Origin of the sequence: Mesorhizobium silamurunense (assembly GCF_014843905.1) — a bacterium.
Taxonomy (GTDB): domain Bacteria; phylum Pseudomonadota; class Alphaproteobacteria; order Rhizobiales; family Rhizobiaceae; genus Mesorhizobium; species Mesorhizobium silamurunense.
Map to the genome: position 1 here is coordinate 1 of NZ_LPVS01000099.1, position 24,765 is coordinate 24,765.

Below are 24,765 nucleotides of genomic sequence, written 5' to 3' on the forward strand. Positions count from 1 at the left end.
AAGCCGCGGCCGAGCGTGCGGGCGCCGGCGCCGCTGTTGCGGCGCGCGGCGAGGAAGCCGCGCAGATCGGCCGGCCGCAAGTCGGCGATATCGGAGATGCCGGGCGGTCCGCCGCAGTGTCCGGTCAAAAAATGCAGGAACTGACGGGTGTCGCGCTCATAGGCTTCGACCGTCTCCGGCGACAGCCGGCGCTCGCGCGCCAGCATCTTCAGCCAGCTTTCGCGCGCCGCCTGAAGATCGGGTTTTGCCGGGATGAGGAATTCCTGCATGGCGGCATTTTCCGGCGCGGAGGTTAGGAAGCAGTGAAGAGGCGATCATTGAAATGGCGGCCGGGGAGGGTTAGAGCAAGGCAAAGGAAGTGACGCCGATGTCGAAGCTCCAGAACCCCGTCCAGATGGCCGTGATCGGCGCCGCGCACGGCATCAAGGGCGAATTGCGGGTGAAGACGTTCACCGGCGATCCGCTGGCGCTCGCCGATTATGGGCCGCTCCAAGCCAAGGATGGCCGCACCTTCCAGATCCTCGACATCAGGCCGGCCGGCACGGTGGTGGTGGTGCGCTTCAAGGGCATCAGCGACCGCAACGCCGCCGAAGCGCTTGCCGGCACGGAACTCTTCGTCGATCGTTCGGTGCTGCCGGACGACGGCGAGGAGGACGAGTTCTACCATGCCGACCTCATCGGCCTGGAGGTCAGGGACGACACCGGCGTCATCGGCAGGGTTGTCGCCGTGCACAATTTCGGCGGCGGCGACATCCTCGACGTCACACTCGCCGGCCGCAAGGGGGTGCTCATCCCGTTCACCCAGGCGGCGGTGCCGCATGTGTCGATCGCCGACGGTTATGTCCAGGTCGATCCGCTGGCGGCGGGGTTGCTCGACGACGAGGAGAGCGAGGCGCCGGGCCATTCCGGGTTCGATCCGAAAGGCAGGCCGCGCGGACCGAAGGACGCCGGGGGCAACCGGTGAGCTTTGCCGCCTCGGTGCTGACGCTCTATCCGGAGATGTTTCCGGGCGCTCTCGGCCTGTCGCTGGCGGGCCGGGCGCTGGAGGCCGGCACATGGTCGCTGGAGGCGATCCAGATCCGCGATTTCGCCACCGACAGGCACCGCACCGTCGACGACACGCCGGCCGGCGGCGGCGCTGGCATGGTGATGCGCGCGGATGTGCTGGCCAAGGCTATTGATCACGTTTCGCCGCAAGGCGACGAACGTCCAAGGCTGCTGATGAGCCCGCGTGGGAAACCGCTCACCCAGGCCCGGGTGCGGGCGCTCGCCGCCGGGCCGGGCGCTGTCATCCTGTGCGGCCGCTTCGAAGGCGTCGACCAGCGGCTGATCGAAGCGCGTGCTTTGGAGGAAGTCTCGATCGGCGATTTCATCCTGTCGGGCGGCGAGCCGGCGGCGCTCGTGCTGCTCGACGCGGTGGTGCGGCTGCTGCCCGGCGTCATGGGCAACGTCGTCTCGGGCGAGGAAGAAAGCTTTGAGAACGGCCTGCTCGAGCATCCGCACTACACGCGGCCGCCGGAGTTCGAGGGCAGGCCAATCCCGGACGTGTTGATCTCCGGCAACCACAAGAAGATCGCGGAGTGGCGGCGCGCCCAGGCGGTGAAGCTCACTCAGGAGCGGCGGCCGGACTTGCTTGGCGCCGTGCCTCACCCCTTGGTGAAGTAATAAAAAGCCAGAAGCAGGCCGACGGCGACGACGAAGCCGCGCACGACGCCTTGCGGCACGCGTTTGGCGATCCAGACACCGGCATAGCCGCCCAGCGCGACGCCCGGGATCATGACGACCGCCTGCGGCCAGGCGATGACCCCCCCGGAAACGAAAACCAGAATGGCGACAACCGCGATCACTATGGACAGCATGTTCTTCAGCGCGTTCAGGCGGTGATAGTCGCCGGCTTGCGTCAGGCCGAGGGTCGCCAGCATCATGACGCCCATGCCTGCGCCGAAGAAGCCGCCATAAACCGCGGTCGCGAACTGCACGAGCGAACCGGCGAGCGAGCCGACCGAGGCCTGGTGCTCCGGCCCGGCCGCCGGCTTCAGCCACGGGCCGGCGGCAAACAGGGCAGTGGCGGCGATGAGCAGCCATGGCACCAGCGCCCGGAACGACGGATTGGAGAGCGCCAGAAGGATGAGCGAACCGGCCAGCGCGCCGAGAGCCGAGATCAGGCAAAGCACTAGGGCGCCGCGCCAGAAATGCCGGATATCGGTCCAATAGGCGAGCGTCGAGGCGATGTAGCCCGGCAGTTGCGTCACCGAGGAGGTGGCGTTGGCGACGATCGCCGGCAGGCCGACCAGCGTCATGGCGCCGAAGGTGAGGAAAGTGCCGCCGCCCGCAACCGCGTTGGCGGCACCCGAAGCAAAGCCCGCGAGGAAGAGCAGGACGGCATCGAAGAATGTCATTGAGGAGAAGCCCGGGGAATACGCTTTTCCCGGCTTAGAAAGCTTGCGGACCTCGCGCAACCCGGCACCGCGGCAATTGGATGGTGCCATGGCCGCAAAAAATACGCCTTTAAAGCGCGTCGCGCTGAAACGGTTTCAGGCGACGCGCTTTAAATCGTTGTTTTGATGCATGTCGTTGTCCCAGAGCCGCGCACCACTTCTGGGCGACATGCATTAAGGCGTGACAAAGCGCCGAAATAGCTGTATGTGGCCGCCCGAACCGGAAGAACGATCTTCGGGGCCCGTCAACAAATGGCGGTGTAGCCGTCCCTGTCCGATGCTTACGGCAAAGGGCATAGCCGAGCGGTCGTTGGAACTGCAAGGCGAGTCGAGGACGCTCTGGCTGTCGGAAGAACAAGAAGTGGATTTTTGAGATGGATCTCATCCGTCAGCTTGAGGCCGAGCAGGCCGCCAAGATCGAAGCCAAGCGCAAGCTGCCCGAATTCCAGCCCGGCGACACCGTGCGCGTCCAGGTGCGCGTCACCGAAGGCAGCCGCACCCGCGTCCAGGCCTATGAGGGCGTCGTCATCGCCCGCTCCGGCTCCGGCTTCCAGGAGAATTTCACCGTCCGCAAGATTTCCTACGGCGAAGGCGTCGAGCGCGTTTTCCCGGTCTACTCGCCGATGGTCGAGGCCGTCGAGATCGTGCGCCGCGGCAAGGTGCGCCGCGCCAAGCTCTATTACCTGCGTGACCGTCGCGGCAAGTCGGCCCGTATTTCGGAAAACACCGGCGTGCGCGCCCGCAAGCTGAACGACGAGGAGCGCGATGCTTTGGCCGCCGAGCGCGCCCGCATCGAGGCCGAGAAGGTCGCCGCCGCCGAGGCGCTGGCCGTCGAGAAGGCCGCGCAGGACGCCGCCGAGAAGAAGGCCGCCGAGGCTGCTTCGGCCGAGTCCGCGTCGGCCGAATAAGGCTCTCGCATCGGTCCTTTGGGACAGAGTGTTTGGAAAGGCGGCTTCGGCCGCCTTTTTCATTTGGCGGAGCGGCGAAGGCCTCTCGGCTCCCTGATCAGGTCCTATCGTGCCTGCGTTCGTGCACTGCATGCCTTGGCGATTGGCCCGAAAGATCTGCGCGTCGTCATCCACGGGCGGAGCAAGGAGCGAAGCGACGCGGCGCAGACCCGAGGATCCATGCCGTGAACGTTAAGGCATTGCAACGGTGCAGAATTCTGCTCCGCTACAAACTTCGGCTGAGGTTACGGCATGGATCCTTGGGGCTTCGCACCGCTTCGCGGTGCTACGCCCAAGGATGACGACATCCGGCTTGACATCCTGTTATCTTGTACACTAAATAATCGTGCACAAGATAAATGGAGACGAAAATGTCAGCACTCTACACCACCCAGGCTCGCGTCGTCGGTGGCCGCGCGGGTCATGCCGAGACCAGCGACGGGTTGCTCAAGGTCGATCTGGCAATGCCCAAGGAGCTCGGCGGGCAGGGCGGCGCGACCAATCCCGAACAGCTCTTCGCCGCCGGCTATGGCGCCTGCTTCGAAAGCGCGATCCGCTTCGTGGCGCGCAAAAAGAAGCTGCCGCTCGAGGATGCGGCGGTGACGGCGACCGTCAGCCTCTACCCCAACGACCAGGGCGGCTTCAGGCTGGGTGTGGCGCTGGCGGCCGAGACGAAAGGTCTTGATCAGGCGGCCGCGGAAGCGCTTGTATCCGAGGCGCACCAGATCTGCCCCTACTCCAACGCCATCCGGGGCAATATCGACGTGGCGCTTTCCACGGTGGCGCTCGCGGCAAAGGCGGCATGACGACTGAAACCGAAATTCGAGCAAGCGACGTCCCGGCCGACAGCGCCGGGACGATTGCCGTTCCGCGTCTCGATCAGCAGCTCTGCTTCGCGCTTTATTCCGCAAGCGGGCTGATGACGAAGCTTTACCGGCCGCTGCTCGACCCGCTCGGCCTCACTTATCCGCAATATCTGGCGATGCTGGCGCTGTGGCAGCGCTCGCCCATGACCGTCGGCGAGCTCAGCGAGGCGCTGGGTCTCGATTCGGCGACGCTGACGCCGCTGATCAAGCGGATGGAAGCGGGCGGCCTGGTCACCCGCCGCCGAGACAATGCGGACGAGCGCCGGGTGCTGGTCGAGCCGACCGCCAAGGGCCAGGCGTTGCGAGCGAACATGAAGGATGTTCAGGCGGCGCTTGCCTGCAGCATGCCGCTGGAGCGAGCCGAGTTGGAAGCCCTGCATGGCACGCTCAGGCGGCTGGTCGCGGGCTTGCGCGAAGCGGTTGCGGAATCCGCGGAATAATCGCTCGCATGGCTGAGTTCGGGAACCGTGCCGATCGGAGCATGGGAATCCGCTTTGGCGCTTGTCCATGCAGTGGATCGGCTTGCAAGGCGCTTGCGGAAAGCTAAAGTCGGCGCCGGATTTTCTCTTGGCGCGCGAGCGTAGCGCGGCCAATTACTTTCGGGGAGTTTATCATGATCAAGTCGAAACTGCTGCTGGCCGCCTTGCTGGCCTGCCTTCTCGCGCCCGCTGCGGCGCTCGCCGACACGCTGCCCGATCTCGGCGGCAAGAAGGTTGTGGTGGTTACGGAAAACGCCTACCCGCCGCTGCAGTTCATCGACAAGAAGAGCGGCAAGCAGATCGGCTGGGAATATGACGCGATGGACGAGATCGCCAAGCGGCTGAACTTCAAGGTCGAGTACCAGAACACCTCCTGGGATGCGATGATCCAGGCCGTTTCCGACAACCAGTACAACATCGGCATGACCGGCATCACCATCAAGGAAGAGCGCAAGGCGAAGGTCGACTTCTCCGATCCCTATATGCGCTCGGAGCAGTTCATGCTGGTGCGCGGCGACGAGAGCCGCTTCACCGACGCCAAGAGTTTTGCCGCCTTCAAGGACGGGCTGATCGGCGCGCAGGCCGGCACCACGCCCTTCTACACCGCCGTCTACAGCGTGCTCGACGGCAATGAGCAGAACCCGCGCATAAAACTGTTCGAGACGTTCGGCGCCAGCGTCCAGGCGCTGAAGTCCGGCGATGTCGACGTGGTGCTCACCGACGGCACCGCCGGCAAGGGCTATGTCGATGCCTCCGAAGGCAAGCTCAAGCTGATCGGCGGGCCGCTCGGCACTGAGGATTTCGGCTTCATCTTCCCGAAAGGCTCCGACCTGGTGAAGCCGGTCAACGCCGCGATCGCCGCGCTCAAGGCCGACGGCACGCTCGACGCGCTGAACAAGAAGTGGTTCCTCGACTACAAGATGGGGCAGTAGGCGCTCTTGTTGAGAGCGATGTGCAACGGCGAGGGGCAGAAATCTGCAAAGGCCTCATTCCTTCCCACCCCCCTCTGTCCTGCCGGACATCTCCCCCGCAAGGGGGGAGATTGGCAGCTTCATCGACGGCGCCTTTTCTTCAACGTCGGTGATTGGCGAAAGCCGTCGCGACATCTGATCTCCCCCCTTGCGGGGGAGATGCCCGGTAGGGCAGAGAGGGGTGTGCCGGAACGCGACCGTCGTTGCTTGGTCGCCGGTATCGCCTGATGCCGCCCGCAACCTCCACCGCCAAGTCCGAATTCCCCTGGTGGCTGGCCGCCGCCCTTGTCCTCGCCTTGATCGCCGCCCTGGCGATCGCCGCGAGCGACCTCTATGCCGAAGTCTTCGCCACAGTCGCCAAAGGCATCGGCATCACCGTCTTCGTCACCGTGGTCGCTTTTGCGCTGGCCTCGGCGCTCGGGCTCGGCATCGCGCTGATGGCGCTGTCGGGGTCGCAATGGCTGCGCCAGATCGCACGCTTCTATGTCGAGATCATCCGCGGCGTGCCGATCCTGGTGCTCCTGTTCTGGATCGCCTTTGTCGGGGCGCCTGCCTTCGTCGCGGCGTGGAACGCGCTGACGGCGCCGCTGCAAAGCGCCGGCTTCATGGGCGAGCTTCTGGTGCGCGACGTGTCGCTTCTGTGGCGCGCCATCATGGCGCTGACCATCGGCTATTCCGCCTTCATCTCGGAAGTGTTCCGGGCCGGCATCCAGTCGGTCGAGAAGGGCCAGATCGAAGCGGCGAAGGCGCTGGGGCTGACACGCGTGCAGCGCTTCCGGCTGATCGTCTTCCCGCAGGCGATCCGCACCATCCTGCCGCCGCTCGGCAACGATTTCGTCGCCATGGTCAAGGATTCCTCGCTGGTCTCGGTGCTGGGCGTCGCCGACATCACTCAGATCGGCAAGATCTATGCCGCCGGCTCCTTCCGCTTCTTCGAGACCTATTCGATCGTCGCCTATGTCTATCTCATCCTGACAGTCGGCCTTTCGCTGGCGCTGCGGGCGCTGGAACAGCGGCTGCGGCGGCAGCACGAGGAATAGCCGGCAGAGGTAGTCCGCGCTACGATCGTCTTTGTTTGATGCATGTCGTTTTGCCAAAACCGCTGCACACTTTTGGGCGACATGCATCCGGCGCGAAGGAGTCAGATCCATGAATTTCGACAAGACCAATGCTGCGCTGGATTCCGTCTACACGGCAGAAACGCCGGAAGCGCTGGCCAAGGCCTATGCCGAATGGGCGGCGAGCTATGACAGCGAGACCGCCTCGCTCGGCTATCTCTTGCCCTTCCTCATCGCCGCATGGGTGGCGCGGCATGTGCCTTCGGGCGAAGGTCCGCTACTCGACGCCGGCTGCGGCACAGGGCTTTCGGGATCGTCGCTGAAGGCGCTGGGCTATGGCGACATCGCCGGCCTCGACCTCTCCGACGACATGCTGAAGATCGCCGGCAGCCGCCAGGCCTACAGCGAGCTGAAGAAGGCCATGCTCGGCGGCCCGCTGCCATGGCCGGACGGACATTTCCGCGCCTTCTTCTCGACCGGCGTCTTCACCATCGGCCACGCGCCGGCCTCCGGCCTGCACGAGCTGGTGCGCATCACGAAGAGCGGCGGCCACGCCATCTTCACCGTGCGCGACCAGGTGTTCGAAAGCGGCGGCTTCCAGGCTGTGTTCGCCGATCTCACCCAGGCAAGGAAATGGCGGCCGGTCGAGCAAAGCCCGTGGTTCCGCTGCTACGCGATCGGCGATCCGGAAGCGCTGGTGAAGGCGTTTGTGTTCGAGGTGCTTTGAGCAGGCTAAGTTTAGCGCCAGTTCCTCGCCCCCGCGCAGCGGGGGAGAGGTGGCCCGCGAAGCCGGGACGGAGCGGGGGACGACGTTGGCGACGCCAGAGCGGTCGCAAGATTGTCAGTTCCCAAGGCGGTCAGGAGGACATTAATTTCCCAACGCCGCGCAGCCCCCTCTCCGTCCCGGCTTCGCCGGGCCACCTCTCCCCACTTCGTGGGGCGAGGAACTTGAGCCACACCGCAATTGCCGAAATCGGCAAACATTGATATGAGCAGCGCCATGGAAGAGCTATTCGGCGATCCGGCCTACAAGGGTTTCGTGCTGCAGGACAGGAAGCGCCTGCCGTCGCGATTTGCCGCGCGCGTTTGCGGCGCGCTCACCAGCCGACTTAGCTGAGGCCGACCGATCCAGGTCGCTTCGCCGGCTCGAAACCCGGCGCCAGCTTATCCCATTCTCATATCGACGGATTTACGCACATGAGCGCACCGCGCACCCTCTACGACAAGATCTTCGACGACCATGTCGTCGACCGCCAGGACGACGGCACCTGCCTGCTCTATATCGACCGCCATCTGGTCCACGAAGTCACCAGCCCGCAGGCCTTCGAAGGCCTGCGCATGAGCAACCGCAAGGTCAGGCATCCGGAAAAGACGCTGGCCGTGGTCGATCACAACGTGCCGACCTCGCCCGAGCGCAAGTTCGGCATCAAGAACGAGGAAAGCCGCATCCAGGTCGAGGCGCTGGCCAGGAACGCCAAGGATTTCGGCATCGAGTACTATTCCGAGAACGACGTCCGCCAGGGCATCGTCCACATCATCGGGCCCGAGCAGGGTTTCACGCTCCCCGGCATGACCATCGTCTGCGGCGACAGCCACACCTCGACGCACGGCGCCTTCGGCGCGCTGGCGCATGGCATCGGCACGTCCGAGGTCGAGCATGTGCTCGCCACCCAGACGCTGATCCAGCGCAAGGCCAAGAACATGCTGGTGCGCGTCGACGGCCAGCTTCCGGAAGGCGTCACCGCCAAGGACATCATCCTCGCCATCATCGGCGAGATCGGCACCGCCGGCGGCACCGGCTACGTCATCGAATATGCGGGCGAGGCGATCCGCTCGCTGTCGATGGAAGGCCGCATGACGATCTGCAACATGTCGATCGAAGGCGGGGCCCGCGCCGGCCTGATCGCGCCGGACGAGACGACCTTCGCCTATGTGAAGGACAAGCCGCGCGCGCCGAAGGGCGCCGCCTGGGACGCCGCGCTCGCCTATTGGAAGACCTTGCATTCCGACGAAGGCGCGCATTTCGACAAGGTCGTCGTGCTTGATGCGCGAAAACTGCCGCCGATCGTCTCCTGGGGCTCATCGCCCGAGGACGTCGTCTCGGTACAAGGGTTCGTGCCCAATCCGGCCGATATCGCCGACGAGAACAAGCGTTCGTCGAAGCTGCGCGCGCTCGACTATATGGGGCTGATGCCGGGAACCAAGATCACCGATATCGCGCTCGACCGCGTCTTCATCGGCTCCTGCACCAATGGCCGCATCGAGGACCTGCGCGCCGCCGCCAAGGTTGTCGAGGGCAAGAAGGTCAACCCGCGCGTCAACGCCATGATCGTGCCGGGCTCCGGCCTGGTCAAGGAGCAGGCCGAAGCCGAAGGCCTCGACAAGATCTTCGTCGCCGCCGGCTTCGACTGGCGCGAGCCTGGCTGCTCGATGTGCCTTGCCATGAACGACGACCGGCTGAAGCCGCATGAGCGCTGCGCCTCGACCTCGAACCGCAATTTCGAGGGCCGGCAAGGTTTTAAAGGCCGCACCCATCTGGTGTCGCCGGCCATGGCGGCGGCGGCGGCGATCGCCGGCCACTTCGTCGACATCCGCGACTGGAAATAACCACCGGCTGCAAACGCGATAGAAGGCCCGGAGCGCACTGCGATCCGGGCCTTTTTGCTTTGTTGCGCTCAGCGGTCTCCGCGCCGAATGATCTGATGGAACTCCTCGCGCCGGCCGGGCTCGTCGGCGGCGACCACCAGCGCCAGTTTCTGCTCGTCGAAAACGCTGAACCATTCATCCCATTCGACCAGCTCATAGCCGCCGGCGTTGAACGGCCGCTCCGGGCGGTCGTTGTCCTCATAGGCGTTCTGGCCAAAAACCAGGCGCAGCATGGGTTGCGTTCCGGCTTCGGGCGAAACGTCGACGATGGCCGGAAATCCGGCGCGCGCCGCCGCCCAGGAACGGATCGCATCGTGCTCGGTCAGGGTGATTGTACCGGCCATCGGCGTTCTCCTGTTTTGTTGAGAACGCCGGTCTCCCGGAGCTGTTCCGTGGCATGGCTTAACCGCTTGTTTGCGCTTCCGGACTAGCATCTCCCCTTGGGTCAAGTTGGGAAAGTCTCGGTCCGTTGGACACCGGTCTGCTCATAGCGCTGCTCAATCCGACGATAGCGCTGGCGCTTGGCGCTGCGTTCCTCGTGCTGTGGTTTCATCAGCGCCATCGTCCCTATCTGGCGGTGCTGGCGGCAAGCTACTGCCTGTCGGCGCCGGGTTTCCTGCTGCAATATTTCACGCTTCCGTTCGGCATCGTGGCGACCAAGCTGATCTCCAACATATGCTTCACGATAGCCGCCTGCTGCCTTTCCGGCGCGATCGTCGCGCGCTACGGCCGGCGCGTGCCTTATGTCGGCATCGGCATCATGACCGGCGGCGGGCTCGCCGCCTTCGCATGGTTCATGTTCGTCCAGCCCGATCTCACCTGGCGCGTGCTCGGCATGAATTTCGGCTTCGGCGGCCTGAGCCTGCTCGTCGCCGCCGAGCTCAGGCCGGTGCGCAACAATGGGCCGACCGAGAAGATCCTGCTCGTGCTGTCGCTGCTTTCAGCACTGAACTTCACCGCCCGTACCCTGATCGTCGTCATCGCGCATGGACCGTTCCCGAGCTATGACGGCTTCTACGGCTCGTCCTATTGGACGACGGCGCTGCTTTCGCATGCGCTTCTATCGCTCCTGATCGCGCTCTGCCTGTTCACGGCGGCGGCGCTCGATGTGCTGAAGGCGCTGAAGGCCGAGACCCATACCGATCCGCTGTCCGGCCTTCTCAACCGCCGCGGCTTCGAGGAACGGGCGGCATTGCTGCTCGATCAATGCGCCAGGGCGGGGTTCCCCGTCGCGCTGGTGCTTGCCGACCTCGATCACTTCAAGGCGCTCAACGACCAGCACGGACATGAGGCGGGCGACCGGGTGATTGCCGATTTCGCCGCCAAGCTGCGCTTTGCCACGGGCGCGCGAGGCGCTGCGGGCCGCATCGGCGGCGAGGAGTTCGCTGTGCTTCTGCCGCTCAGCGATCTCGCCGCGGCGCGCCTGTTCGCCGAAGCGATCCGCACCTTCTATTCCGCCGGGGCCGTCGACGGCCTGCCGCCCGGCACCAGGGTGACCTCGAGCTTCGGCGTCGCCGCCCGCAGCGGCAATGAAGGGCTGGCGCCGCTGATGCGGCGCGCCGACGAGGCGCTATACAAAGCAAAGAGGAACGGCCGCGACAGTGTCCGCCTCTCCTACGAGCGCCCCGAAACCGCCTTCGCGCCTGAAACGGTGAGCGTCGGCTGAGGATCGCCCGGCTCCGCGCGCCGGCAGTTCCCGGTGGCGGTCAGCGGCAGGGGCTGAGGTTGGGCATCTCGCCGTCGGAAAGCCCGTACATATAGGAGCGGCCCTTCACGAAGACCGGCGGCTGGTAGCAGCCGGGCGCGCCGGTATCGTCCGAATCATAGATCACATCGGGCTGGCCGGCGCCGGTGTAGTCGGAAAGCTGCTTGGCGTGCCTGCCTTCGCCGACGATGATGCGCTTGTAGCCGGCGGCGCTGTCGATGACGAGATTGCCGAAGGAGTCGGCATAGACGCGGTCGTGATGGCGCAGGCCTGCTTCGGCCGGCGCGGCAATTGCGGTGGCGAGTGCCGCCAGCGTGACGGCCGCGAGGCTTACCCGCACTGAATTCGAACGCATGTCGCTCTCCCTTGGACGGTGCGACCCTTGGGATCGCCTTGCAAAACGTCGTTCGAATCGGAAATTAACCCTTTCTTAACCTTTGTTAAGGGCGGACGGCCCCCGGCGCGCCGGTTCTTAATGATTATGGTTAATTTTCGCGGGCGTCCTCTTCGGTCCGTCCGCAAGCCCCGATGGGCCGCCGCCCTGCATGGCTGACTCAAGGTGAACTTGATCTTGGCGCGGCGCGTGGTTAGCGTGCCGCGCGAAGAAAGGGGCAGCACATGGCGTTTGGCCGCACGGTTCGGATGTCGCTCGTTGTTCCGCTGGTTCTTGCAGCCGCGGCTTGCGTGCCGCAGGACGGCGCGCCCAAGGCAGCGAACACGGCATCGCCAGCAGTCTCGTCTGCTCCAACCGAGCAACTCGCCGCGCCCGCGGCTGGAGCCGCTGCAACGCCCAAGACACCTGCAACCGCTGCGCCGCCCGCAACCAAGATCATCACCGACCTAACCGTACCGCGATCCGGTGTCGGAACGGCCACGTACAGATGCGGCAATGGCGGCATGATCTCCATCCAAAATCTCGGCACGTCGCTGCGCGTGGCAGGGCCGGATGGCTGGACCGAGGAGTTTGCGGCGTCGCCCGCCAACCAGAGCAGCCGCTACCAGGCCGCGGCGACGCATGACGCAGTTGTGATCGACGGACGCGAGGCGCTGCTGATGAAGAAGGGGTCGACGCCGCTCACCTGCAGAAGGTAGCAATCCTCGTCGGCATACCGCACTGCAGCGACGCTGCGCCGGCTTCGCGTCGCCCGCTAATCGATTGAAGCGGAATTTCCCCTTTTTGTCAGACTAAATGACGTTTCCAAAACGATTTTCCGGCTTTGACGCGGTGCAAAAAGCGCATTAGAAACCGCCTATCCGAAGCCATATATGGAGGCGGCAAAGGCCGCATCCTTCGCGGCTCCGGAACGCCGAACTGGGGGAGCCATGAGCAAATCACCAGCCACCCGCGCAGTTGCCAGACATGAGCGGCCGCTTTCGCCGCATCTGACGGTCTACCGGCCGCCGATCACGATGACGATGTCGATCATCCACCGCATTACCGGCGGCGCGCTTTATTTCGGCACGTTGCTGGTGGCGGCATGGCTGATCGCGGCTTCGACGTCGCAGGCCGCGTTCGATCTCGTCAACTGGGCCTTCGGCTCCTGGCTCGGCCGGCTGGTCCTGTTCGGCTACACCTGGGCGCTGATGCACCACATGCTGGGCGGGCTGCGCCATCTCGTCTGGGATACCGGCGTGGGACTCGAAAAACACACCGCCTCGAAGATCGCATGGGCAACGCTCGCCGGCTCGATCGTGCTGACGCTGCTGATCTGGATCGCCGGCTACACGGCGCGGGGAGCCCTCTGATGACCGCAAAGAATTCGGACATGCGCACGCCGCTGGGCAAGGTTCGCGGCCTGGGCTCGGCCCGCGAAGGCACCGGCCATTTCTGGCGCCAGCGGCTGACGGCGATCGCCAATATCCCGCTCATCCTGTTCTTCGTCGGCTTCCTGATCGCGGTCAACGGCCACGGCTATGCCGACGTGCGGGCTTCCCTTGCCAATCCGTTCGTGGCGCTGGTGCTGTCGCTGGTGCTGATTTCCGGGCTCTACCACATGCGGCTCGGCATGCAGGTGATCATCGAGGACTATGTGCATGGCGAAGGCATGAAGCTGGCGCTGATCGCCCTCAACACATTCTTCTCAATAGCAGTGGGCGTCGCCTCGCTCTTCGCCCTGCTCAAACTCGCATTCGGAGGCTGAAGTCTTGGCCAACGCAAATACAGCCGGCACGTCTTCCGCCTACACTTTTGTCGATCACAAATTCGATGTGGTGATCGTCGGCGCCGGCGGTGCCGGGTTGCGCGCCGCGCTCGGCATGGCCGAGCAGGGGCTGCGCACCGCCTGCATCACCAAAGTGTTCCCGACCCGCTCGCACACGGTGGCGGCGCAAGGCGGCATCGCCGCCTCGCTTGCCAATATGGGCCCCGACAATTGGCAGTGGCATCTCTTCGACACTGTCAAGGGCTCGGACTGGCTGGGCGACATCGACGCGCAGGAATACATGGTGCGAGAGGCGCCCGCGGCCGTCTACGAGCTCGAACACTACGGCGTGCCGTTCTCGCGCACGGAAGAGGGCAAGATCTATCAGCGGCCATTCGGCGGCATGATGATGAACTTCGGCGAAGGCCCGCCGGTGCAGCGCACATGTGCCGCTGCCGACCGCACCGGCCATGCCATGCTGCACACGCTCTACGGCCAGTCGTTGAAGAACAACGCGCAGTTCTTCATCGAGTATTTCGCGCTCGACCTGATCATGGAGCCGGACGGCACCTGCACCGGGGTCGTGGCCTGGAATCTCGACGACGGCACCATCCACCGCTTTTCGGCCAAGATGGTGGTGCTGGCGACCGGCGGCTACGGCCGCGCCTATTTCTCCGCCACTTCGGCGCACACCTGCACCGGCGACGGCGGCGGCATGGCCGCACGTGCCGGGCTTGCGCTGCAGGACATGGAGTTCGTGCAGTTCCACCCGACCGGCATCTATGGCGCCGGCTGCCTGATCACCGAAGGCGCGCGCGGCGAGGGCGGCTATCTCGTCAATTCCGAGGGCGAGCGCTTCATGGAGCGCTATGCGCCGTCGGCCAAGGACCTTGCCTCGCGCGACGTGGTCTCACGCTGCATGACGATGGAGATCCGCGAAGGTCGCGGCGTCGGGCCGAAGAAGGATCACATCTTCCTGCACCTCGACCATCTCGATCCGGCCGTGTTGCACGAAAGGCTGCCGGGCATTTCGGAGTCGGCAAAAATCTTCGCCGGCGTCGACCTGACCAAGGAGCCGATCCCGGTGCTGCCGACGGTGCACTATAATATGGGCGGCGTGCCGACCAATTATTGGGGCGAGGTGCTCAACCCGGCGGCTAAAAGCCCGGATCGCGTGCTGCCCGGTCTGATGGCCGTGGGCGAGGCCGGCTGCGCATCCGTGCACGGCGCCAACCGGCTGGGCTCCAACTCGCTGATCGACCTCGTCGTGTTCGGGCGCGCCGCGGCGCTGCGCGCCGGCCAGGTCATCGACCGCAAGTCGGCGATCCCGTCGCCCAACGCGGCCTCGGTCGAGAAGATCATGGACCGCTTCGACAGCCTGCGCCACGCCAACGGCTCGACGCCGACGGCGGTGCTGCGTGAGAAGATGCAGCGGGCGATGCAGGAAGACGCCGCGGTGTTCCGCACGCAGGAATCGCTCGAAAAAGGCTGCAAGCGCATTTCCGAGATCTGGGGCGAGCTGAAGGACATCAAGGTCTTCGACCGCTCGATGATCTGGAATTCCGATCTCGTCGAGACGCTGGAGCTGGAAAACCTGATGGTCAACGCCATCACCACGGTCTACGGCGCGGAAGCGCGCAAGGAGAGCCGCGGCGCGCACGCGCGGGAAGATTTCGCAAACCGCGACGACGCCAACTGGCGCAAGCATACGCTGGCCCGCGTCAACGAGGACGGCAAGGTGACGCTCACTTACCGGCCGGTGCATACCGAGACGCTGCTGGCGGAAAAGGACGGCGGCATCAACCCGGCCAAGATCGCGCCGAAGGCCAGGGTCTACTGACCATGGCATTGGCGGCCGCAGGATATTCCGGCACGCCCCTTCCGGCCAAGCTCGGCCTGAAGGATGGCATGGTCGCCGCCTTCATCGCGCTGCCGCCGGAGCTCGACGACCTGACCGACGCCGTGGCGTTTGCCGGGGTCGATCGGCTGTCAAAGTGGTCGGCGATCTCGGGCAACCGGAAATACGATGCCGTGCACGCCTTTACCCGGCAGCGCGCCGAGATCGAGGACGGCCTGGCCGGCATCGAGACGGCGATCAAGCGCGACGGCATGGTCTGGGTGTCATGGCCGAAGAAGGCATCGAAAATGGCGACAGACGTGACTGAGGACGTGATCCGCACGCAAGCGCTCAAGCTGGACCTCGTCGACGTCAAGGTCGCCGCCGTCAACGAAATCTGGTCCGGGCTGAAGCTCGTCATCCGAAAGGACCGCAGGTAATGGTCGAACTCACGCTTCCCAAGAATTCGAAGGTCCAGCAGGGCAAGACCTGGCCGAAGCCGGAGGGCGCCACGAACCTGCGCGAATACCGCATCTATCGCTGGTCGCCGGACGACGGCGAAAACCCGCGCATGGACACCTATTTCGTCGACATGGACGATTGCGGGCCGATGGTGCTCGACGCGCTGCTGTGGATCAAGAACAAGATCGACCCGACGCTGACGCTGCGCCGCTCCTGCCGCGAAGGCATTTGCGGCTCCTGCGCCATGAACATCGACGGCTCCAACACGCTCGCCTGCACCAAGGGCGCCGAGGACATTTCGGGCGCGGTGAAGATCTACCCGCTGCCGCATATGCCGGTGATCAAGGACCTTGTGCCCGACCTCACCAATTTCTATGCCCAGCATGCCTCGATCGAGCCGTGGCTGAAGACGGTGTCGCCCGAGCCGGCCAAGGAATGGCTGCAAAGCCATGAGGACCGCGAGAAGCTCGACGGGCTCTACGAATGCATCCTGTGCGCCTGCTGCTCGACCTCATGCCCGAGCTATTGGTGGAACGGCGAGCGCTATCTCGGCCCGGCGACGCTGCTGCAGGCCTATCGCTGGCTGATCGATTCGCGTGACGAGGCAACCGGGGAGCGGCTCGACAATCTCGAAGACCCGTTCCGGCTCTATCGCTGCCATACCATCATGAACTGCGCGCAGACCTGCCCCAAGGGCCTGAACCCGGCCAAGGCGATCGCCGAGATCAAGAAGATGATGGTGGAGAGACGCATCTGAGACGAAGAGGGTTTGGTGACAGCAACCGCAGGGTCGCGTTCCTTCGCACCCCCTCTGTCCTGCCCGTCCTCCGCAGCAACTGCGCTGCAGCTACGGAGGGTGGACCGGACATTTCCCCCGCAAGGGGGGAGATTGGCCACCACCTCGGCTTTCGCTAATCTTCAACGTGGCAAGACTGGGCGAACGGCGCTGAAGCTGCCGATCTCCCCCTTGCGGGGAGATGGCCGGCAGGCCGCAGGGGGGCGTGCTGTCCCTCCAACCTGAAAGGATAGCCAACCCAATGAGCGAAGACCTCCCCGTCCTCTCCGCCATCGAAGTGCGCGTCCTTGGCTCTCTGATCGAGAAGAAGGAGCTGACACCGGATGTCTATCCGCTGACGCTCAACGGCGCGCATGCCGCCGCCAACCAGAAGACGGCGCGCGAGCCGGTGATGGCGCTGGAGCTGGCGGAGGTTCGGCGGGCGCTCAGCTCGCTCGAACAGAAGGGTCTGGTGCGCCAGGCCTTCGCCTCGCGCGTCGAACGCCACGAGCATCTTATGGCGCAGCGTTTTTCGCTGACCACGCCACAGATCGCCATCGTCGGCCTGCTGCTCCTGCGCGGCGCGCAGACCGCGCATGAGCTGCTCGCGCGCTCGGAACGCATGGCGCGCTTTGCCTCGATCGAGGAGCTTCACGACAATCTCGACCTGATGATCGGCCGCCGGCCGCCGCTGGTGCAGCTTCTTGAGCGCGCTCCCGGCCAGCGCGAGGAGCGCTATGTGCATCTGCTGAGCGGCCCGGTGGAAATGACGGCGGCTGCAGCGCCCTGGGAGCCGCCGTCATCATCGGACGGCGATCTTGAAGCCCGCGTACGGGCGCTCGAGGAAGAGGTCGCGGCGCTGCGCGCGAAAATCGAGGCGCTGGGCGGGTAGTAGTACCTTAGTGCGATAGTCTCGCATCATGGCCCAAGCCGGCGCCGCCGCTCATTGCCCTGCCGGGCATTTCTCCCCGTAAACGGGGGAGAAAGAGGCTGGCCGCGACTTCGGTGCCGGTCTTGCAGCGTTGGGGATTGGCGAAACCATTGGTGAAAGCGCCCCTCTCCCCGTCACTATACGGAGAGAGGATGCCGGCAGGCAGGTGAGGGGCAGCACCCAGCGTCTGCAATGGGCAGCACCGGCAGACCGGCGTCTCCGGTCTTTCTCAACCCAATCTCGCGTCGAGCGAGACCTTTATGGCGCCGAGCGCTTTCGAGACCGGGCACTCGGCCTTGGCCTTCTCGGCCAGCTCCTTGAATTTCGCCGCGTCGATGCCCGGAACCTTGCCGACCAGAGTGATGGCGCTGCCGGTGATGCCGGTGCCGGGCACCAGCGTCACCACCGCCTTGGCGTCGAGCTCGGCCGCCGGCGTGCCGTTTTCGGCGAGGAAGTGCGAAAGCTGCATGGCGTAGCAGCCGGCATGCGCCGCGGCGATCAGCTCTTCCGGGTTGGTGCCGGATTTGCCGCTCTCATCCTCGAAGCGCGCCTTGAAGGAATAGGGCGTGCCCTTCAAGGTCCCGCTCTGAGTGTCCAGCGTGCCTTTGCCCTCTTTCAGATTGCCTTTCCAGACGGCGTTTGCTGTGCGGTCCATGAAGTCCTCCTGGCTTTTCGGGGTTTGCGCCGGCGGAAGCCGGCGTCCCCGTGAACTATAGCGCGGGCGCGCCGGAAGACCATCCTAAGGCGTGCTGAGATTCAGTGAGGCCGGCCCGCAAACGGCCACTTCCTGCGCTTCCTGCCTTCGCCGGCCGAAGCACTCATGAGTGGCGTGGCAGTTAAATTAAGGCGACGGCCGGCGTAGGCCGGTGCTCACGTATATTAAGTACGCTCCGCTCCGGTTCTCGGAATCCGCCCAGTTTGGTCGCTTCGCGCCCGTCTTCGACTCCAGCTCGGCCTGACCTGAATCTCAGCACGCCTCTCGCCGACCTTGGGGAGCGCAGCGGCAAATTTCTCAAAAAAATGCGTGTGCAAAAATGTCGACTTCCCTGTGGCCGGAGCGTCCTGCGGGCGGCCACGGAGTTTACGGCCGATGGAGGTTCAGGATGGACAATCTGTTTTTCGCACTTTGGAGGCGCCCCGGCCGAAGAGCCCGGCGGCCGGAAGACTTCTGGCTGGATCCACCGCCGTCCGGCTTCGGCCGGCTGGTGGCGGCCGTGGCCATCATCGGGATCGCGGCATTCCTGCTCGACCACGCGGCGACGGTCAGAAGCAAGGCTGACAGCGTCGCCGTCGCCTCATATGGTTCATCACAGGAAGGGAACTGACAATGAAATATGTCCTGCTGGTCTATGGCGAGGAAAAAGACCTCTTCGCGCTCACGCCGGAAAGATCCGCCAAGCTCGACACCGACTCGCTCGCCTATGACAGGGAACTCGACCGACAAGGCAAGCTGATCATCGCGCAGGCGCTGCAACCGGTGAGCAAGTCGAAGTCGCTGCGCCGGCGCAAGGGCAAGCGACTGGTCACCGACGGCCCGTTCGCCGAGACGAAATAGCAGCTGCTCGGCTTCGTCATGGTCGAGGCGGCGGATCTCGACGAGGCGCTGGCGATCGCCGACCGCATTCCGCTCGCCGAGCTCGGAACCGTCGAGGTCCGGGCGATCTACAACGTGCCGGGATCATAGTTCTCGGCACGCGAAAGGGTAGCGGGCGTCCTTCGGTATCCGTCACTGCCCGGAGACATCTCCGGGCTATTCTTCGCATGCCGCAACTTTCGCGAGTTGAAGCGATGCCGCTCTTCTTTTATCGTTGCCGGGATTTCGGGGGATTTCCGGCATGCCTTTCCTGATTGCCGTACTCGGCTTGCTGGGAGCAGCGGCCATCTGGTGGTACCGGATAAAGGCCATGAACGAGGCCGCGCGCGAGGTCGCCGACGTGGTCGGACGCGTGCAAGGCAACATCCGCCGCAAGAAGCTGCGCAAGCAGGCGGCGCTCTCGCCGCTCACGGCGATCGACGATCCCGTCGTGGCGGCCGCGACGCTGATCACCGCGATCGTTTCGGAACATGGCCCGATCCTGCCGCAGCGCGAAGCCGTCCTCCGCGAGGTGATCGCGCAGATTGCCGACAGCCCGAAGACGACCGACGAGGCGGTCGTCTACGCCAAGTGGGCCGCCTCGCAGATCGACGACACGACGATCGTCATCGACAAGCTGGCGCCGTTCCTGCGCGAGCGCCTCGATCCGCACGAAAGGGACGATCTGATCAGGATGCTGAACCGAGTGGCTCAGGGCGGCGAGCAACGCCTGCGGATCGCAGACCAGCGAATGCTGAGGTTGCGGCAGAAGCTGGGTTTTGAGGTGAACTAGAATTCAGGTGAGGCCGGCCTGCAAATGGCGGCTTCCTGCGCTTCCGGCTTCCGCCGGCCGAAGCACTCATGAGTGGCGTTGCAGTTAAGGCTACGGCCGGCGTAGGCCGGTGCTCACGTACTTCAAGTACGCTCCGCTCCGGTTCTCGAAATCCACCATTTTCGACTCGGCCTGACCCGAATTTCATCGCGACACGGCAGGACAGGGAGGCGACTAGATAGCCTCGCCCTTCAATAGTCTTGGCGTATCGCCGGAGAGGCCCGACGCCTGGCGGATGAAGAAATCCTTGAGCTTGGGCATGCGCTCGACGAGGCCGAGGCCGATGTCGCGTACCGCGCGCAGCGGGCCGATGTCGTTCGAGAACAGGCGGTTCAGCACATCGGTGGTGACGCCCATCTGCAGCGTGTCGAAGCGGCGCCATTGCTGGTAGCGCTCGAGCACGTCCAGCGCGCCGATGTCTTGGCCGAGGCGGTCGGCCTCGACCAGGACTTCGGCAAGGGCCGCGGCGTCCTTGAAGCCGAGATTGAGGCCCTGGCCGGCGATCGGGTGGATGCCGTGCGCGGCGTCGCCGGCGAGCGCGATACGCGGGACGACGAAGGCACGCGCAAGGGTCAGGCCGAGCGGCCAGGCGCGCGGTTTGTCGGCGGCGTGGACCTCGCCGAGCTTCAGCCCAAAGCGCTGCTCCAGCTCATGCTCGAAGACGAACGCGTCGCCTTCGACCAGCTTCTGCGCGTCTTCCGTGCGCTCGACCCAGACGATCGACGACCGGTTGGTGCCGTCCTTGCCGGGCTTCAGCGGCAATGTGGCGAAGGGGCCGGCGGGTAAAAAATGTTCCTCGGCGCGGCCATTGTGCGGACGCTCGTGGGCTACCGTGCAGACGATGCCGGACTGGCCGTATTCCCATTTCACCGTCTTGATGCCCGCCATGTCGCGCAATTTCGAATTCACGCCGTCGGCGGCGATCAGCAGCCGCGCCTTCAGCGCGGCACCGTCGGCCAGGTGCACGGTGATGCCGGCGCCGTTCGCGTCGAAGGCGCTGACGGCCATGCCTTCAATGATGTCGATGCCGAGCTTTTCGGCGCGGCGGCGCAGCGCGCCATTCAGAACCCGGTTTGCGACCATATGCGCGAAGGGTTCGCCGGGCGCAACCTCGCCGTCGAAGGTCAAAAACACGGGGCGCACCGGATCGGCGGCGCGCGAGTCGGTGATGATCATCTCGGTGATCGCCTGCGCCTCGGGCGCGATCTCGTCCCAGACGCCGAGCTGCTCGAGCATGCGGCATGCCGCGGCGGCAATCGCCGAAGCGCGCCCGTCCTTCTTCCAGACGCCGGCGGGCGCGGCGTCGACGATCGCGACGCCCAGGCTGGGGCGCGCCTGTTTCAGCGATACCGCAGCGGCAAGGCCGACATAGCCGGCGCCCGCCACCAGTACGTCCAATGAGGCTTCGCCTGCTTCACCCGCCTTGCGGTCGACCATGGCACTTTCCTTTCGCGGCTTCCGGTCTCGGCTGCGGCCGTAGCGGCTTGACTGCTTGCCTGTCCTGTCCGAAACCCGCCAGGGCACATCTTTTCAAGGACGTGGAACATGACGGCGGCCATGGACGAGCTTCTCGACATTCTCGACCTCGAGCAGCTCGAACACAATCTGTATCGTGGTCGCAGCCCCAAGCTCGACTGGCAGCGGGTCTTTGGTGGCCAGACCATCGCCCAGGCCCTGGTCGCGGCCCAGCGCACGGTCGAGCCCGAGCGCCATGTGCACTCGCTGCACGGCTATTTCATGCGGCCCGGCGACACCAAGGTTCCGATCGTCTATGAGGTCGATCGCATCCGCGACGGCGGCTCCTTCACCACGCGCCGGGTGGTGGCGATCCAGCACGGACAGGCGATCTTCTCGCTGGAAGCCTCGTTCCAGCAGGACGAGGTCGGCCTCGAGCACCAACTGCCGATGCCGCGCGACGTGCCGGCGCCCGACACGCTGCTGTCGCAGCGCGAGCTGCTCGGCAAGTTCGGCGAGGCGGTGCCGGAAGGCATCAGGCGCTACTGGGAGCGCGACCGGCCGATCGAGATGAAGCCGGTGATGCTGAAGCACTATACCAGCCGCGAGAAGCTGGAGCCGGAGCAGAACATCTGGATCCGCACCACCGGCCCGGTGCCGGAAGACCGCGCGACGCAGGCCGCTGTGCTCGCCTACCTCTCCGACATGACGCTGCTCGACACCTCGACCTTCGCGCATGGCCGCGCCATTTTCGACCGCGACATCCAGGCGGCCAGCCTCGACCACGCGATGTGGTTCCACCGCAGCCATTCGCTGGACGACTGGATCCTCTACACGCAGGACAGTCCCTCCACGCAAGGCTCGCGCGGTTTCACCCGCGGTTCGCTGTTCGCGCGCGACGGAACGCTGATCGCCTCGGTCGCCCAGGAAGGCCTCATCCGGCTGAAACGCTGAGCCGGCTTCCAGTTAACGCCCATAAAACAGGCATTTTCTGAATTTTGCCTATTTCTTAATCAGATGCCATGCTGCCTCCGCGCACGATTGTTGTGCACGGACCGCTCATCCCCTTTGTTTACAACAGGTTAACGCCCTGCTTCGGCAATTGGCACGGAGCTTGAATCCTGTCCGGTACTCTCCGGCTCCTCGGGATCGGTGAAGGTGTGCAAACGCGGGGGAACCGCAACAGCAAAGGGTGAAACCTTATGAAGATCGTGATGGCAATCATCAAGCCGTTCAAGCTCGACGAGGTGCGCGAAGCGCTCACCGCCGTCGGCATCCAGGGCCTGACCGTCACCGAAGTCAAAGGCTACGGGCGTCAGAAGGGACATACGGAAATCTATCGCGGCGCGGAATACGCGGTGAGCTTCCTGCCCAAGATCAAGATCGAAGTCGCCGTCGGCGCCGACATGGTCGACAAGGCCGTCGAAGCCATCACCGCGGCCGCCAAGACCGGCCAGATCGGCGACGGCAAGATCTTCGTCTTCGGCATCGACCAGGCGGTGCGCATCCGCACCGGCGAAACAGACACCGACGCGCTCTAAGCGGCGACCAGCTATTCCAACGGAGAGTTCAATGAATATTCCTTCCCCCTTGAAGACGACGGGACGCGCGGCCGCAGCGCTCGCTCTCGCAGCGCTCAGCACGGTCGCCGCCTTCGCGCAGGAAGCCGCGGCTCCGGCAACAGCCGCAGCTCCCGCCGCTCCGGCGCCGGCGCTCGACACCGGCAACACCGCCTGGATGCTGACCTCGACGGCGCTGGTGCTGATGATGACCATTCCGGGCCTGGCGCTGTTCTACGGCGGCATGGTGCGCAAGAAGAATGTGCTTGCCACCATCATGCAGAGCTTCGCCATCACCTGCCTGGTGACGGTGCTGTGGTTCATGTTCGGCTATTCGCTCGCCTTCTCCGACGGCGGCGGCACGAACGCCTATCTGGGCGGCTTCTCCAAATTCTTCCACCACGGCATCACCACCGCGACGCTGTGGGCGCCGGGTGTGGCGAACATTCCCGAGTTCGTCTTCTCGATGTTCCAGATGACCTTCGCCATCATCACGCCGGCGCTGATCGCCGGCGCCTTCGCCGAGCGCATGAAGTTCTCGGCGCTGCTGATCTTCATGGGCCTGTGGCTGGTCCTGGTCTACGCGCCGATCGCGCACTGGGTGTGGGGAGGCGGCTTCCTCGGCACGGCCGGCGTGCTCGACTTCGCCGGCGGCACGGTCGTCCACATCAATGCAGGTGTCGCGGGCCTCGTCTGCGCGCTCGTTCTCGGCAAGCGCGAGGGTTACGGCACCACCAACATGGCGCCGCACAACCTCGTCTATTCGGTGATCGGCGCCTCACTGCTGTGGGTCGGCTGGTTCGGCTTCAACGCCGGTTCGGAGCTTGCAGCCGACGGCCTCGCCGGTGCCGCCATGATGAACACGCAGGTCGCCACCGCCGCCGCCGCGCTGGCCTGGATGTTCGCCGAATGGATCGTCGCCAAGAAGCCCTCGGTGCTCGGCATCATCTCGGGCGCCGTCGCCGGCCTCGTTGCGGTGACGCCGGCCTCCGGCTTCGTCAACCCGACCGGCGCCTTCATCATCGGCATCGTCGCCGGCGTGGTCTGCTACCTGTCGGCGGTCAAGCTCAAGCATGCGTTCGGCTATGACGACTCGCTCGATGCCTTCGGCGTGCACGGCGTCGGCGGTGTGGTCGGCGCGCTGCTTACTGGCACGCTCGCCGATCCGGCGATCAACGCGCTCGGCAAGGGCGCTTCGGTCGGCACCCAGGTCTACGGCATCGTCTTCACCATCCTGTGGACGGCGATCGCCACCTTCGTGATCCTGTTCATCGTCAAGGCGCTGGTCGGCCTGCGTCCGAGCAGCCAGGAAGAGGTCGAGGGTCTCGACGTCACCCAGCACGGCGAAGTGGTGCCGTAAGGCAGGCTTCGTTATCTCTTTGTTTGGCGCAATTCCGGACGGAAAACCGTTTCACACTTTTCCTGGAATTGCCCTAGGGCCGGCGGATCCTCCTCCCGCCGGCCCGGACATCAACGAAAGCCGCGCAGCGGTTTTCAGGATTTACTCCCAAGATCCCGTCGTGATGCTCTCAAAAGGGGCTCACGCCTTGAGGCCCGGAAGCTCTTCCGGGCCTCCTTTTTTGTTTGGCGGATCGTCGGGCGAATTTTCGATCACATTCACTTGATCACGCCAGCATGAAACGTTGACCTTCGTGGTTCCGTACTGGGATAGCGACCGCCACCGTGGCGCTCGCCAAACAAAAGGCAAGGAACCGACCGATGAACCTCAAGAACATCTTCCTGGGAGCAATGGCTCTGTCGGTGGTCAGCGGCGTTGCACTTGCTGGCGCGCTCGACGAGCCTGACAACATGGCGCCGTTCTTCGCCGATTCCAGCATGAAGACCATGAAGTCAGAAGCCGATTTCAAGGCCGCCTGGGCTTCGACGGCGAAGGACAAGCAGGACATGATGATGAAGGAGTGCCAGGACGCGGCGATGAGCAAGCCCCACGCCGAATTCTGCGCCAACCTGATGATGTATGCCGGTCACAAGTGATATGCGGGTCGGGTCCTGACGGATCCGATCGTTTCGTCATTTCACGCGGAGGGATGGCGGGCCGCCAGGCCTGCCATCTTTGTCTCGGCGTCATC

General features: G+C 64.7%; 29 protein-coding genes and 1 pseudogene. 24 read left to right on the top strand and 6 right to left on the bottom strand.

What is annotated here, in order from left to right; all coding sequences use genetic code 11:
* The coding region (locus AU465_RS29340) for a site-specific integrase (RefSeq protein ID WP_192255882.1) at window positions 1-269 on the bottom strand (269 nt) is incomplete at its 3' end.
* 98 nt (window positions 270-367) lie between these two features.
* Here AU465_RS29340 and rimM point away from each other — a divergent pair.
* The gene (gene rimM / locus AU465_RS29345) at window positions 368-964 is read left to right on the top strand and encodes a ribosome maturation factor RimM (RefSeq protein ID WP_192255884.1); all 597 of its coding nucleotides are present in this window, start codon (window positions 368-370) and stop codon (window positions 962-964) included.
* Window positions 961-1,665, top strand: coding sequence for a tRNA (guanosine(37)-N1)-methyltransferase TrmD (gene trmD, locus AU465_RS29350; protein ID WP_192255886.1), 705 nt, complete (start codon window positions 961-963; stop codon window positions 1,663-1,665). The genes rimM and trmD overlap by 4 nt, the downstream gene beginning before the upstream one ends.
* Here trmD and AU465_RS29355 read toward each other — a convergent pair.
* Window positions 1,647-2,399, bottom strand: coding sequence for a sulfite exporter TauE/SafE family protein (locus AU465_RS29355; RefSeq protein WP_192255888.1), 753 nt, complete (start codon window positions 2,397-2,399; stop codon window positions 1,647-1,649). The two genes, trmD and AU465_RS29355, sit on opposite strands and share 19 nt — an antisense overlap.
* Window positions 2,400-2,812: 413 nt before the next feature.
* Here AU465_RS29355 and rplS point away from each other — a divergent pair, with 413 nt between their 5' ends.
* From rplS to leuC, 7 genes are all read left to right on the top strand, one after another.
* A complete protein-coding gene (rplS, locus tag AU465_RS29360; protein WP_192255890.1) occupies window positions 2,813-3,346 on the top strand; it encodes a 50S ribosomal protein L19 in 534 nt (177 codons plus the stop codon).
* A 410-nt stretch (window positions 3,347-3,756) separates the two neighbouring features.
* Complete coding sequence (locus AU465_RS29365; protein WP_192255892.1) at window positions 3,757-4,191, top strand: organic hydroperoxide resistance protein; 435 nt, start codon at window positions 3,757-3,759, stop codon at window positions 4,189-4,191.
* Window positions 4,188-4,691, top strand: coding sequence for a MarR family winged helix-turn-helix transcriptional regulator (locus tag AU465_RS29370; protein ID WP_192255894.1), 504 nt, complete (start codon window positions 4,188-4,190; stop codon window positions 4,689-4,691). The genes AU465_RS29365 and AU465_RS29370 overlap by 4 nt, the downstream gene beginning before the upstream one ends.
* A gap of 173 nt (window positions 4,692-4,864) precedes the next feature.
* Window positions 4,865-5,662 (top strand): transporter substrate-binding domain-containing protein, encoded by a 798-nt coding sequence (locus tag AU465_RS29375; protein ID WP_192255897.1) that lies wholly within the window; start codon window positions 4,865-4,867, stop codon window positions 5,660-5,662.
* A 266-nt stretch (window positions 5,663-5,928) separates the two neighbouring features.
* The gene (locus AU465_RS29380) at window positions 5,929-6,741 is read left to right on the top strand and encodes an amino acid ABC transporter permease (RefSeq protein WP_192255899.1); all 813 of its coding nucleotides are present in this window, start codon (window positions 5,929-5,931) and stop codon (window positions 6,739-6,741) included.
* A 109-nt stretch (window positions 6,742-6,850) separates the two neighbouring features.
* The gene (locus AU465_RS29385) at window positions 6,851-7,486 is read left to right on the top strand and encodes a class I SAM-dependent DNA methyltransferase (RefSeq protein ID WP_192255901.1); all 636 of its coding nucleotides are present in this window, start codon (window positions 6,851-6,853) and stop codon (window positions 7,484-7,486) included.
* A 470-nt stretch (window positions 7,487-7,956) separates the two neighbouring features.
* Entirely contained in the window at window positions 7,957-9,366 is a 1,410-nt protein-coding gene (gene leuC / locus AU465_RS29390) for a 3-isopropylmalate dehydratase large subunit (protein ID WP_192255903.1), read from the top strand.
* 68 nt (window positions 9,367-9,434) lie between these two features.
* On the opposite strand, the gene AU465_RS29395 is transcribed toward leuC, so the two are convergent.
* The gene (locus AU465_RS29395) at window positions 9,435-9,749 is read right to left on the bottom strand and encodes a hypothetical protein (RefSeq protein ID WP_192255905.1); all 315 of its coding nucleotides are present in this window, start codon (window positions 9,747-9,749) and stop codon (window positions 9,435-9,437) included.
* 125 nt (window positions 9,750-9,874) lie between these two features.
* Between AU465_RS29395 and AU465_RS29400 the strand changes: the two genes are divergently transcribed.
* Window positions 9,875-11,071: a diguanylate cyclase gene (locus AU465_RS29400; RefSeq protein WP_192255913.1), complete on the top strand. Its 1,197-nt coding sequence runs from the start codon at window positions 9,875-9,877 to the stop codon at window positions 11,069-11,071.
* A gap of 40 nt (window positions 11,072-11,111) precedes the next feature.
* On the opposite strand, the gene AU465_RS29405 is transcribed toward AU465_RS29400, so the two are convergent.
* Entirely contained in the window at window positions 11,112-11,465 is a 354-nt protein-coding gene (locus AU465_RS29405; RefSeq protein ID WP_192255915.1) for a hypothetical protein, read from the bottom strand.
* A 542-nt stretch (window positions 11,466-12,007) separates the two neighbouring features.
* Here AU465_RS29405 and AU465_RS37525 point away from each other — a divergent pair.
* The 7 genes from AU465_RS37525 to AU465_RS29440 all read left to right on the top strand — a co-directional run bounded on the left by AU465_RS37525 (window position 12,008) and on the right by AU465_RS29440 (window position 17,217).
* Window positions 12,008-12,202, top strand: a complete 195-nt coding sequence (locus AU465_RS37525; RefSeq protein ID WP_312891330.1) for a hypothetical protein — start codon at window positions 12,008-12,010, stop codon at window positions 12,200-12,202.
* 231 nt (window positions 12,203-12,433) lie between these two features.
* Entirely contained in the window at window positions 12,434-12,856 is a 423-nt protein-coding gene (sdhC, locus tag AU465_RS29415; RefSeq protein ID WP_192255919.1) for a succinate dehydrogenase, cytochrome b556 subunit, read from the top strand.
* Window positions 12,856-13,251: a succinate dehydrogenase, hydrophobic membrane anchor protein gene (gene sdhD, locus AU465_RS29420; RefSeq protein ID WP_192255921.1), complete on the top strand. Its 396-nt coding sequence runs from the start codon at window positions 12,856-12,858 to the stop codon at window positions 13,249-13,251. Before sdhC ends, sdhD begins: the two co-directional genes overlap by 1 nt.
* A 4-nt stretch (window positions 13,252-13,255) precedes the next feature.
* The gene (gene sdhA, locus AU465_RS29425) at window positions 13,256-15,091 is read left to right on the top strand and encodes a succinate dehydrogenase flavoprotein subunit (protein ID WP_192255923.1); all 1,836 of its coding nucleotides are present in this window, start codon (window positions 13,256-13,258) and stop codon (window positions 15,089-15,091) included.
* Window positions 15,092-15,093: 2 nt separating this feature from the next.
* The gene (locus tag AU465_RS29430) at window positions 15,094-15,528 is read left to right on the top strand and encodes a DUF3052 family protein (protein WP_192255925.1); all 435 of its coding nucleotides are present in this window, start codon (window positions 15,094-15,096) and stop codon (window positions 15,526-15,528) included.
* Complete coding sequence (locus AU465_RS29435; RefSeq protein WP_192255927.1) at window positions 15,528-16,307, top strand: succinate dehydrogenase iron-sulfur subunit; 780 nt, start codon at window positions 15,528-15,530, stop codon at window positions 16,305-16,307. The genes AU465_RS29430 and AU465_RS29435 overlap by 1 nt, the downstream gene beginning before the upstream one ends.
* 280 nt (window positions 16,308-16,587) lie before the next feature.
* Window positions 16,588-17,217, top strand: a complete 630-nt coding sequence (locus tag AU465_RS29440) for a YceH family protein (RefSeq protein ID WP_192255929.1) — start codon at window positions 16,588-16,590, stop codon at window positions 17,215-17,217.
* A gap of 268 nt (window positions 17,218-17,485) precedes the next feature.
* On the opposite strand, the gene AU465_RS29445 is transcribed toward AU465_RS29440, so the two are convergent.
* The gene (locus tag AU465_RS29445) at window positions 17,486-17,911 is read right to left on the bottom strand and encodes an OsmC family protein (protein ID WP_059189445.1); all 426 of its coding nucleotides are present in this window, start codon (window positions 17,909-17,911) and stop codon (window positions 17,486-17,488) included.
* Window positions 17,912-18,359: 448 nt separating this feature from the next.
* Here AU465_RS29445 and AU465_RS29450 point away from each other — a divergent pair, with 448 nt between their 5' ends.
* The 3 genes and pseudogenes from AU465_RS29450 (at window position 18,360) to AU465_RS29460 (ending at window position 19,622) form a co-directional block, all read left to right on the top strand.
* A complete protein-coding gene (locus AU465_RS29450; RefSeq protein ID WP_192255931.1) occupies window positions 18,360-18,581 on the top strand; it encodes a hypothetical protein in 222 nt (73 codons plus the stop codon).
* Window positions 18,582-18,583: 2 nt separating this feature from the next.
* Window positions 18,584-18,940 (top strand): annotated as a pseudogene (locus tag AU465_RS29455) (YciI family protein).
* Window positions 18,941-19,091: 151 nt separating this feature from the next.
* Window positions 19,092-19,622 (top strand): hypothetical protein, encoded by a 531-nt coding sequence (locus tag AU465_RS29460; RefSeq protein ID WP_192255933.1) that lies wholly within the window; start codon window positions 19,092-19,094, stop codon window positions 19,620-19,622.
* Between the two features lie 213 nt (window positions 19,623-19,835).
* Here the strand turns inward: AU465_RS29460 and AU465_RS29465 are convergent, their stop codons facing one another.
* On the bottom strand, window positions 19,836-21,098 hold the full coding sequence (locus AU465_RS29465; RefSeq protein ID WP_192255934.1) for a ubiquinone biosynthesis hydroxylase: 1,263 nt from the start codon (window positions 21,096-21,098) through the stop codon (window positions 19,836-19,838).
* 108 nt (window positions 21,099-21,206) lie between these two features.
* Here AU465_RS29465 and tesB point away from each other — a divergent pair, with 108 nt between their 5' ends.
* From tesB to AU465_RS29485, 4 genes are all read left to right on the top strand, one after another.
* Window positions 21,207-22,070, top strand: a complete 864-nt coding sequence (gene tesB, locus AU465_RS29470; RefSeq protein ID WP_192255936.1) for an acyl-CoA thioesterase II — start codon at window positions 21,207-21,209, stop codon at window positions 22,068-22,070.
* Between the two features lie 248 nt (window positions 22,071-22,318).
* Window positions 22,319-22,657: a P-II family nitrogen regulator gene (locus AU465_RS29475; RefSeq protein ID WP_006327120.1), complete on the top strand. Its 339-nt coding sequence runs from the start codon at window positions 22,319-22,321 to the stop codon at window positions 22,655-22,657.
* Window positions 22,658-22,706: 49 nt separating this feature from the next.
* Entirely contained in the window at window positions 22,707-24,035 is a 1,329-nt protein-coding gene (locus AU465_RS29480) for an ammonium transporter (protein ID WP_376774917.1), read from the top strand.
* Window positions 24,036-24,394: 359 nt separating this feature from the next.
* Complete coding sequence (locus tag AU465_RS29485) at window positions 24,395-24,670, top strand: hypothetical protein (protein ID WP_192255940.1); 276 nt, start codon at window positions 24,395-24,397, stop codon at window positions 24,668-24,670.
* Window positions 24,671-24,765 lie beyond the last annotated feature (95 nt).

What these genes read in the sequence shown, in the direction of transcription:
- AU465_RS29355 (WP_192255888.1), bottom strand. Translation starts at nt 2,399, where the DNA reads ATGACATTCTTCGATGCCGTCCTGCTCTTCCTCGCGGGCTTTGCTTCG.
- AU465_RS29395 (WP_192255905.1), bottom strand. Translation starts at nt 9,749, where the DNA reads ATGGCCGGTACAATCACCCTGACCGAGCACGATGCGATCCGTTCCTGG.
- AU465_RS29435 (WP_192255927.1), top strand. Translation starts at nt 15,528, where the DNA reads ATGGTCGAACTCACGCTTCCCAAGAATTCGAAGGTCCAGCAGGGCAAG.
- AU465_RS29370 (WP_192255894.1), top strand. Translation starts at nt 4,188, where the DNA reads ATGACGACTGAAACCGAAATTCGAGCAAGCGACGTCCCGGCCGACAGC.
- AU465_RS29475 (WP_006327120.1), top strand. Translation starts at nt 22,319, where the DNA reads ATGAAGATCGTGATGGCAATCATCAAGCCGTTCAAGCTCGACGAGGTG.
- AU465_RS29465 (WP_192255934.1), bottom strand. Translation starts at nt 21,098, where the DNA reads ATGGTCGACCGCAAGGCGGGTGAAGCAGGCGAAGCCTCATTGGACGTA.
- sdhD (WP_192255921.1), top strand. Translation starts at nt 12,856, where the DNA reads ATGACCGCAAAGAATTCGGACATGCGCACGCCGCTGGGCAAGGTTCGC.
- AU465_RS29485 (WP_192255940.1), top strand. Translation starts at nt 24,395, where the DNA reads ATGAACCTCAAGAACATCTTCCTGGGAGCAATGGCTCTGTCGGTGGTC.
- AU465_RS29445 (WP_059189445.1), bottom strand. Translation starts at nt 17,911, where the DNA reads ATGGACCGCACAGCAAACGCCGTCTGGAAAGGCAATCTGAAAGAGGGC.
- AU465_RS29440 (WP_192255929.1), top strand. Translation starts at nt 16,588, where the DNA reads ATGAGCGAAGACCTCCCCGTCCTCTCCGCCATCGAAGTGCGCGTCCTT.
- AU465_RS29365 (WP_192255892.1), top strand. Translation starts at nt 3,757, where the DNA reads ATGTCAGCACTCTACACCACCCAGGCTCGCGTCGTCGGTGGCCGCGCG.
- rimM (WP_192255884.1), top strand. Translation starts at nt 368, where the DNA reads ATGTCGAAGCTCCAGAACCCCGTCCAGATGGCCGTGATCGGCGCCGCG.
- AU465_RS29430 (WP_192255925.1), top strand. Translation starts at nt 15,094, where the DNA reads ATGGCATTGGCGGCCGCAGGATATTCCGGCACGCCCCTTCCGGCCAAG.
- sdhC (WP_192255919.1), top strand. Translation starts at nt 12,434, where the DNA reads ATGAGCAAATCACCAGCCACCCGCGCAGTTGCCAGACATGAGCGGCCG.
- AU465_RS29380 (WP_192255899.1), top strand. Translation starts at nt 5,929, where the DNA reads ATGCCGCCCGCAACCTCCACCGCCAAGTCCGAATTCCCCTGGTGGCTG.
- tesB (WP_192255936.1), top strand. Translation starts at nt 21,207, where the DNA reads ATGACGGCGGCCATGGACGAGCTTCTCGACATTCTCGACCTCGAGCAG.
- AU465_RS29450 (WP_192255931.1), top strand. Translation starts at nt 18,360, where the DNA reads ATGGACAATCTGTTTTTCGCACTTTGGAGGCGCCCCGGCCGAAGAGCC.
- AU465_RS37525 (WP_312891330.1), top strand. Translation starts at nt 12,008, where the DNA reads ATGATCTCCATCCAAAATCTCGGCACGTCGCTGCGCGTGGCAGGGCCG.
- AU465_RS29460 (WP_192255933.1), top strand. Translation starts at nt 19,092, where the DNA reads ATGCCTTTCCTGATTGCCGTACTCGGCTTGCTGGGAGCAGCGGCCATC.
- AU465_RS29385 (WP_192255901.1), top strand. Translation starts at nt 6,851, where the DNA reads ATGAATTTCGACAAGACCAATGCTGCGCTGGATTCCGTCTACACGGCA.
- AU465_RS29405 (WP_192255915.1), bottom strand. Translation starts at nt 11,465, where the DNA reads ATGCGTTCGAATTCAGTGCGGGTAAGCCTCGCGGCCGTCACGCTGGCG.
- leuC (WP_192255903.1), top strand. Translation starts at nt 7,957, where the DNA reads ATGAGCGCACCGCGCACCCTCTACGACAAGATCTTCGACGACCATGTC.
- AU465_RS29375 (WP_192255897.1), top strand. Translation starts at nt 4,865, where the DNA reads ATGATCAAGTCGAAACTGCTGCTGGCCGCCTTGCTGGCCTGCCTTCTC.
- rplS (WP_192255890.1), top strand. Translation starts at nt 2,813, where the DNA reads ATGGATCTCATCCGTCAGCTTGAGGCCGAGCAGGCCGCCAAGATCGAA.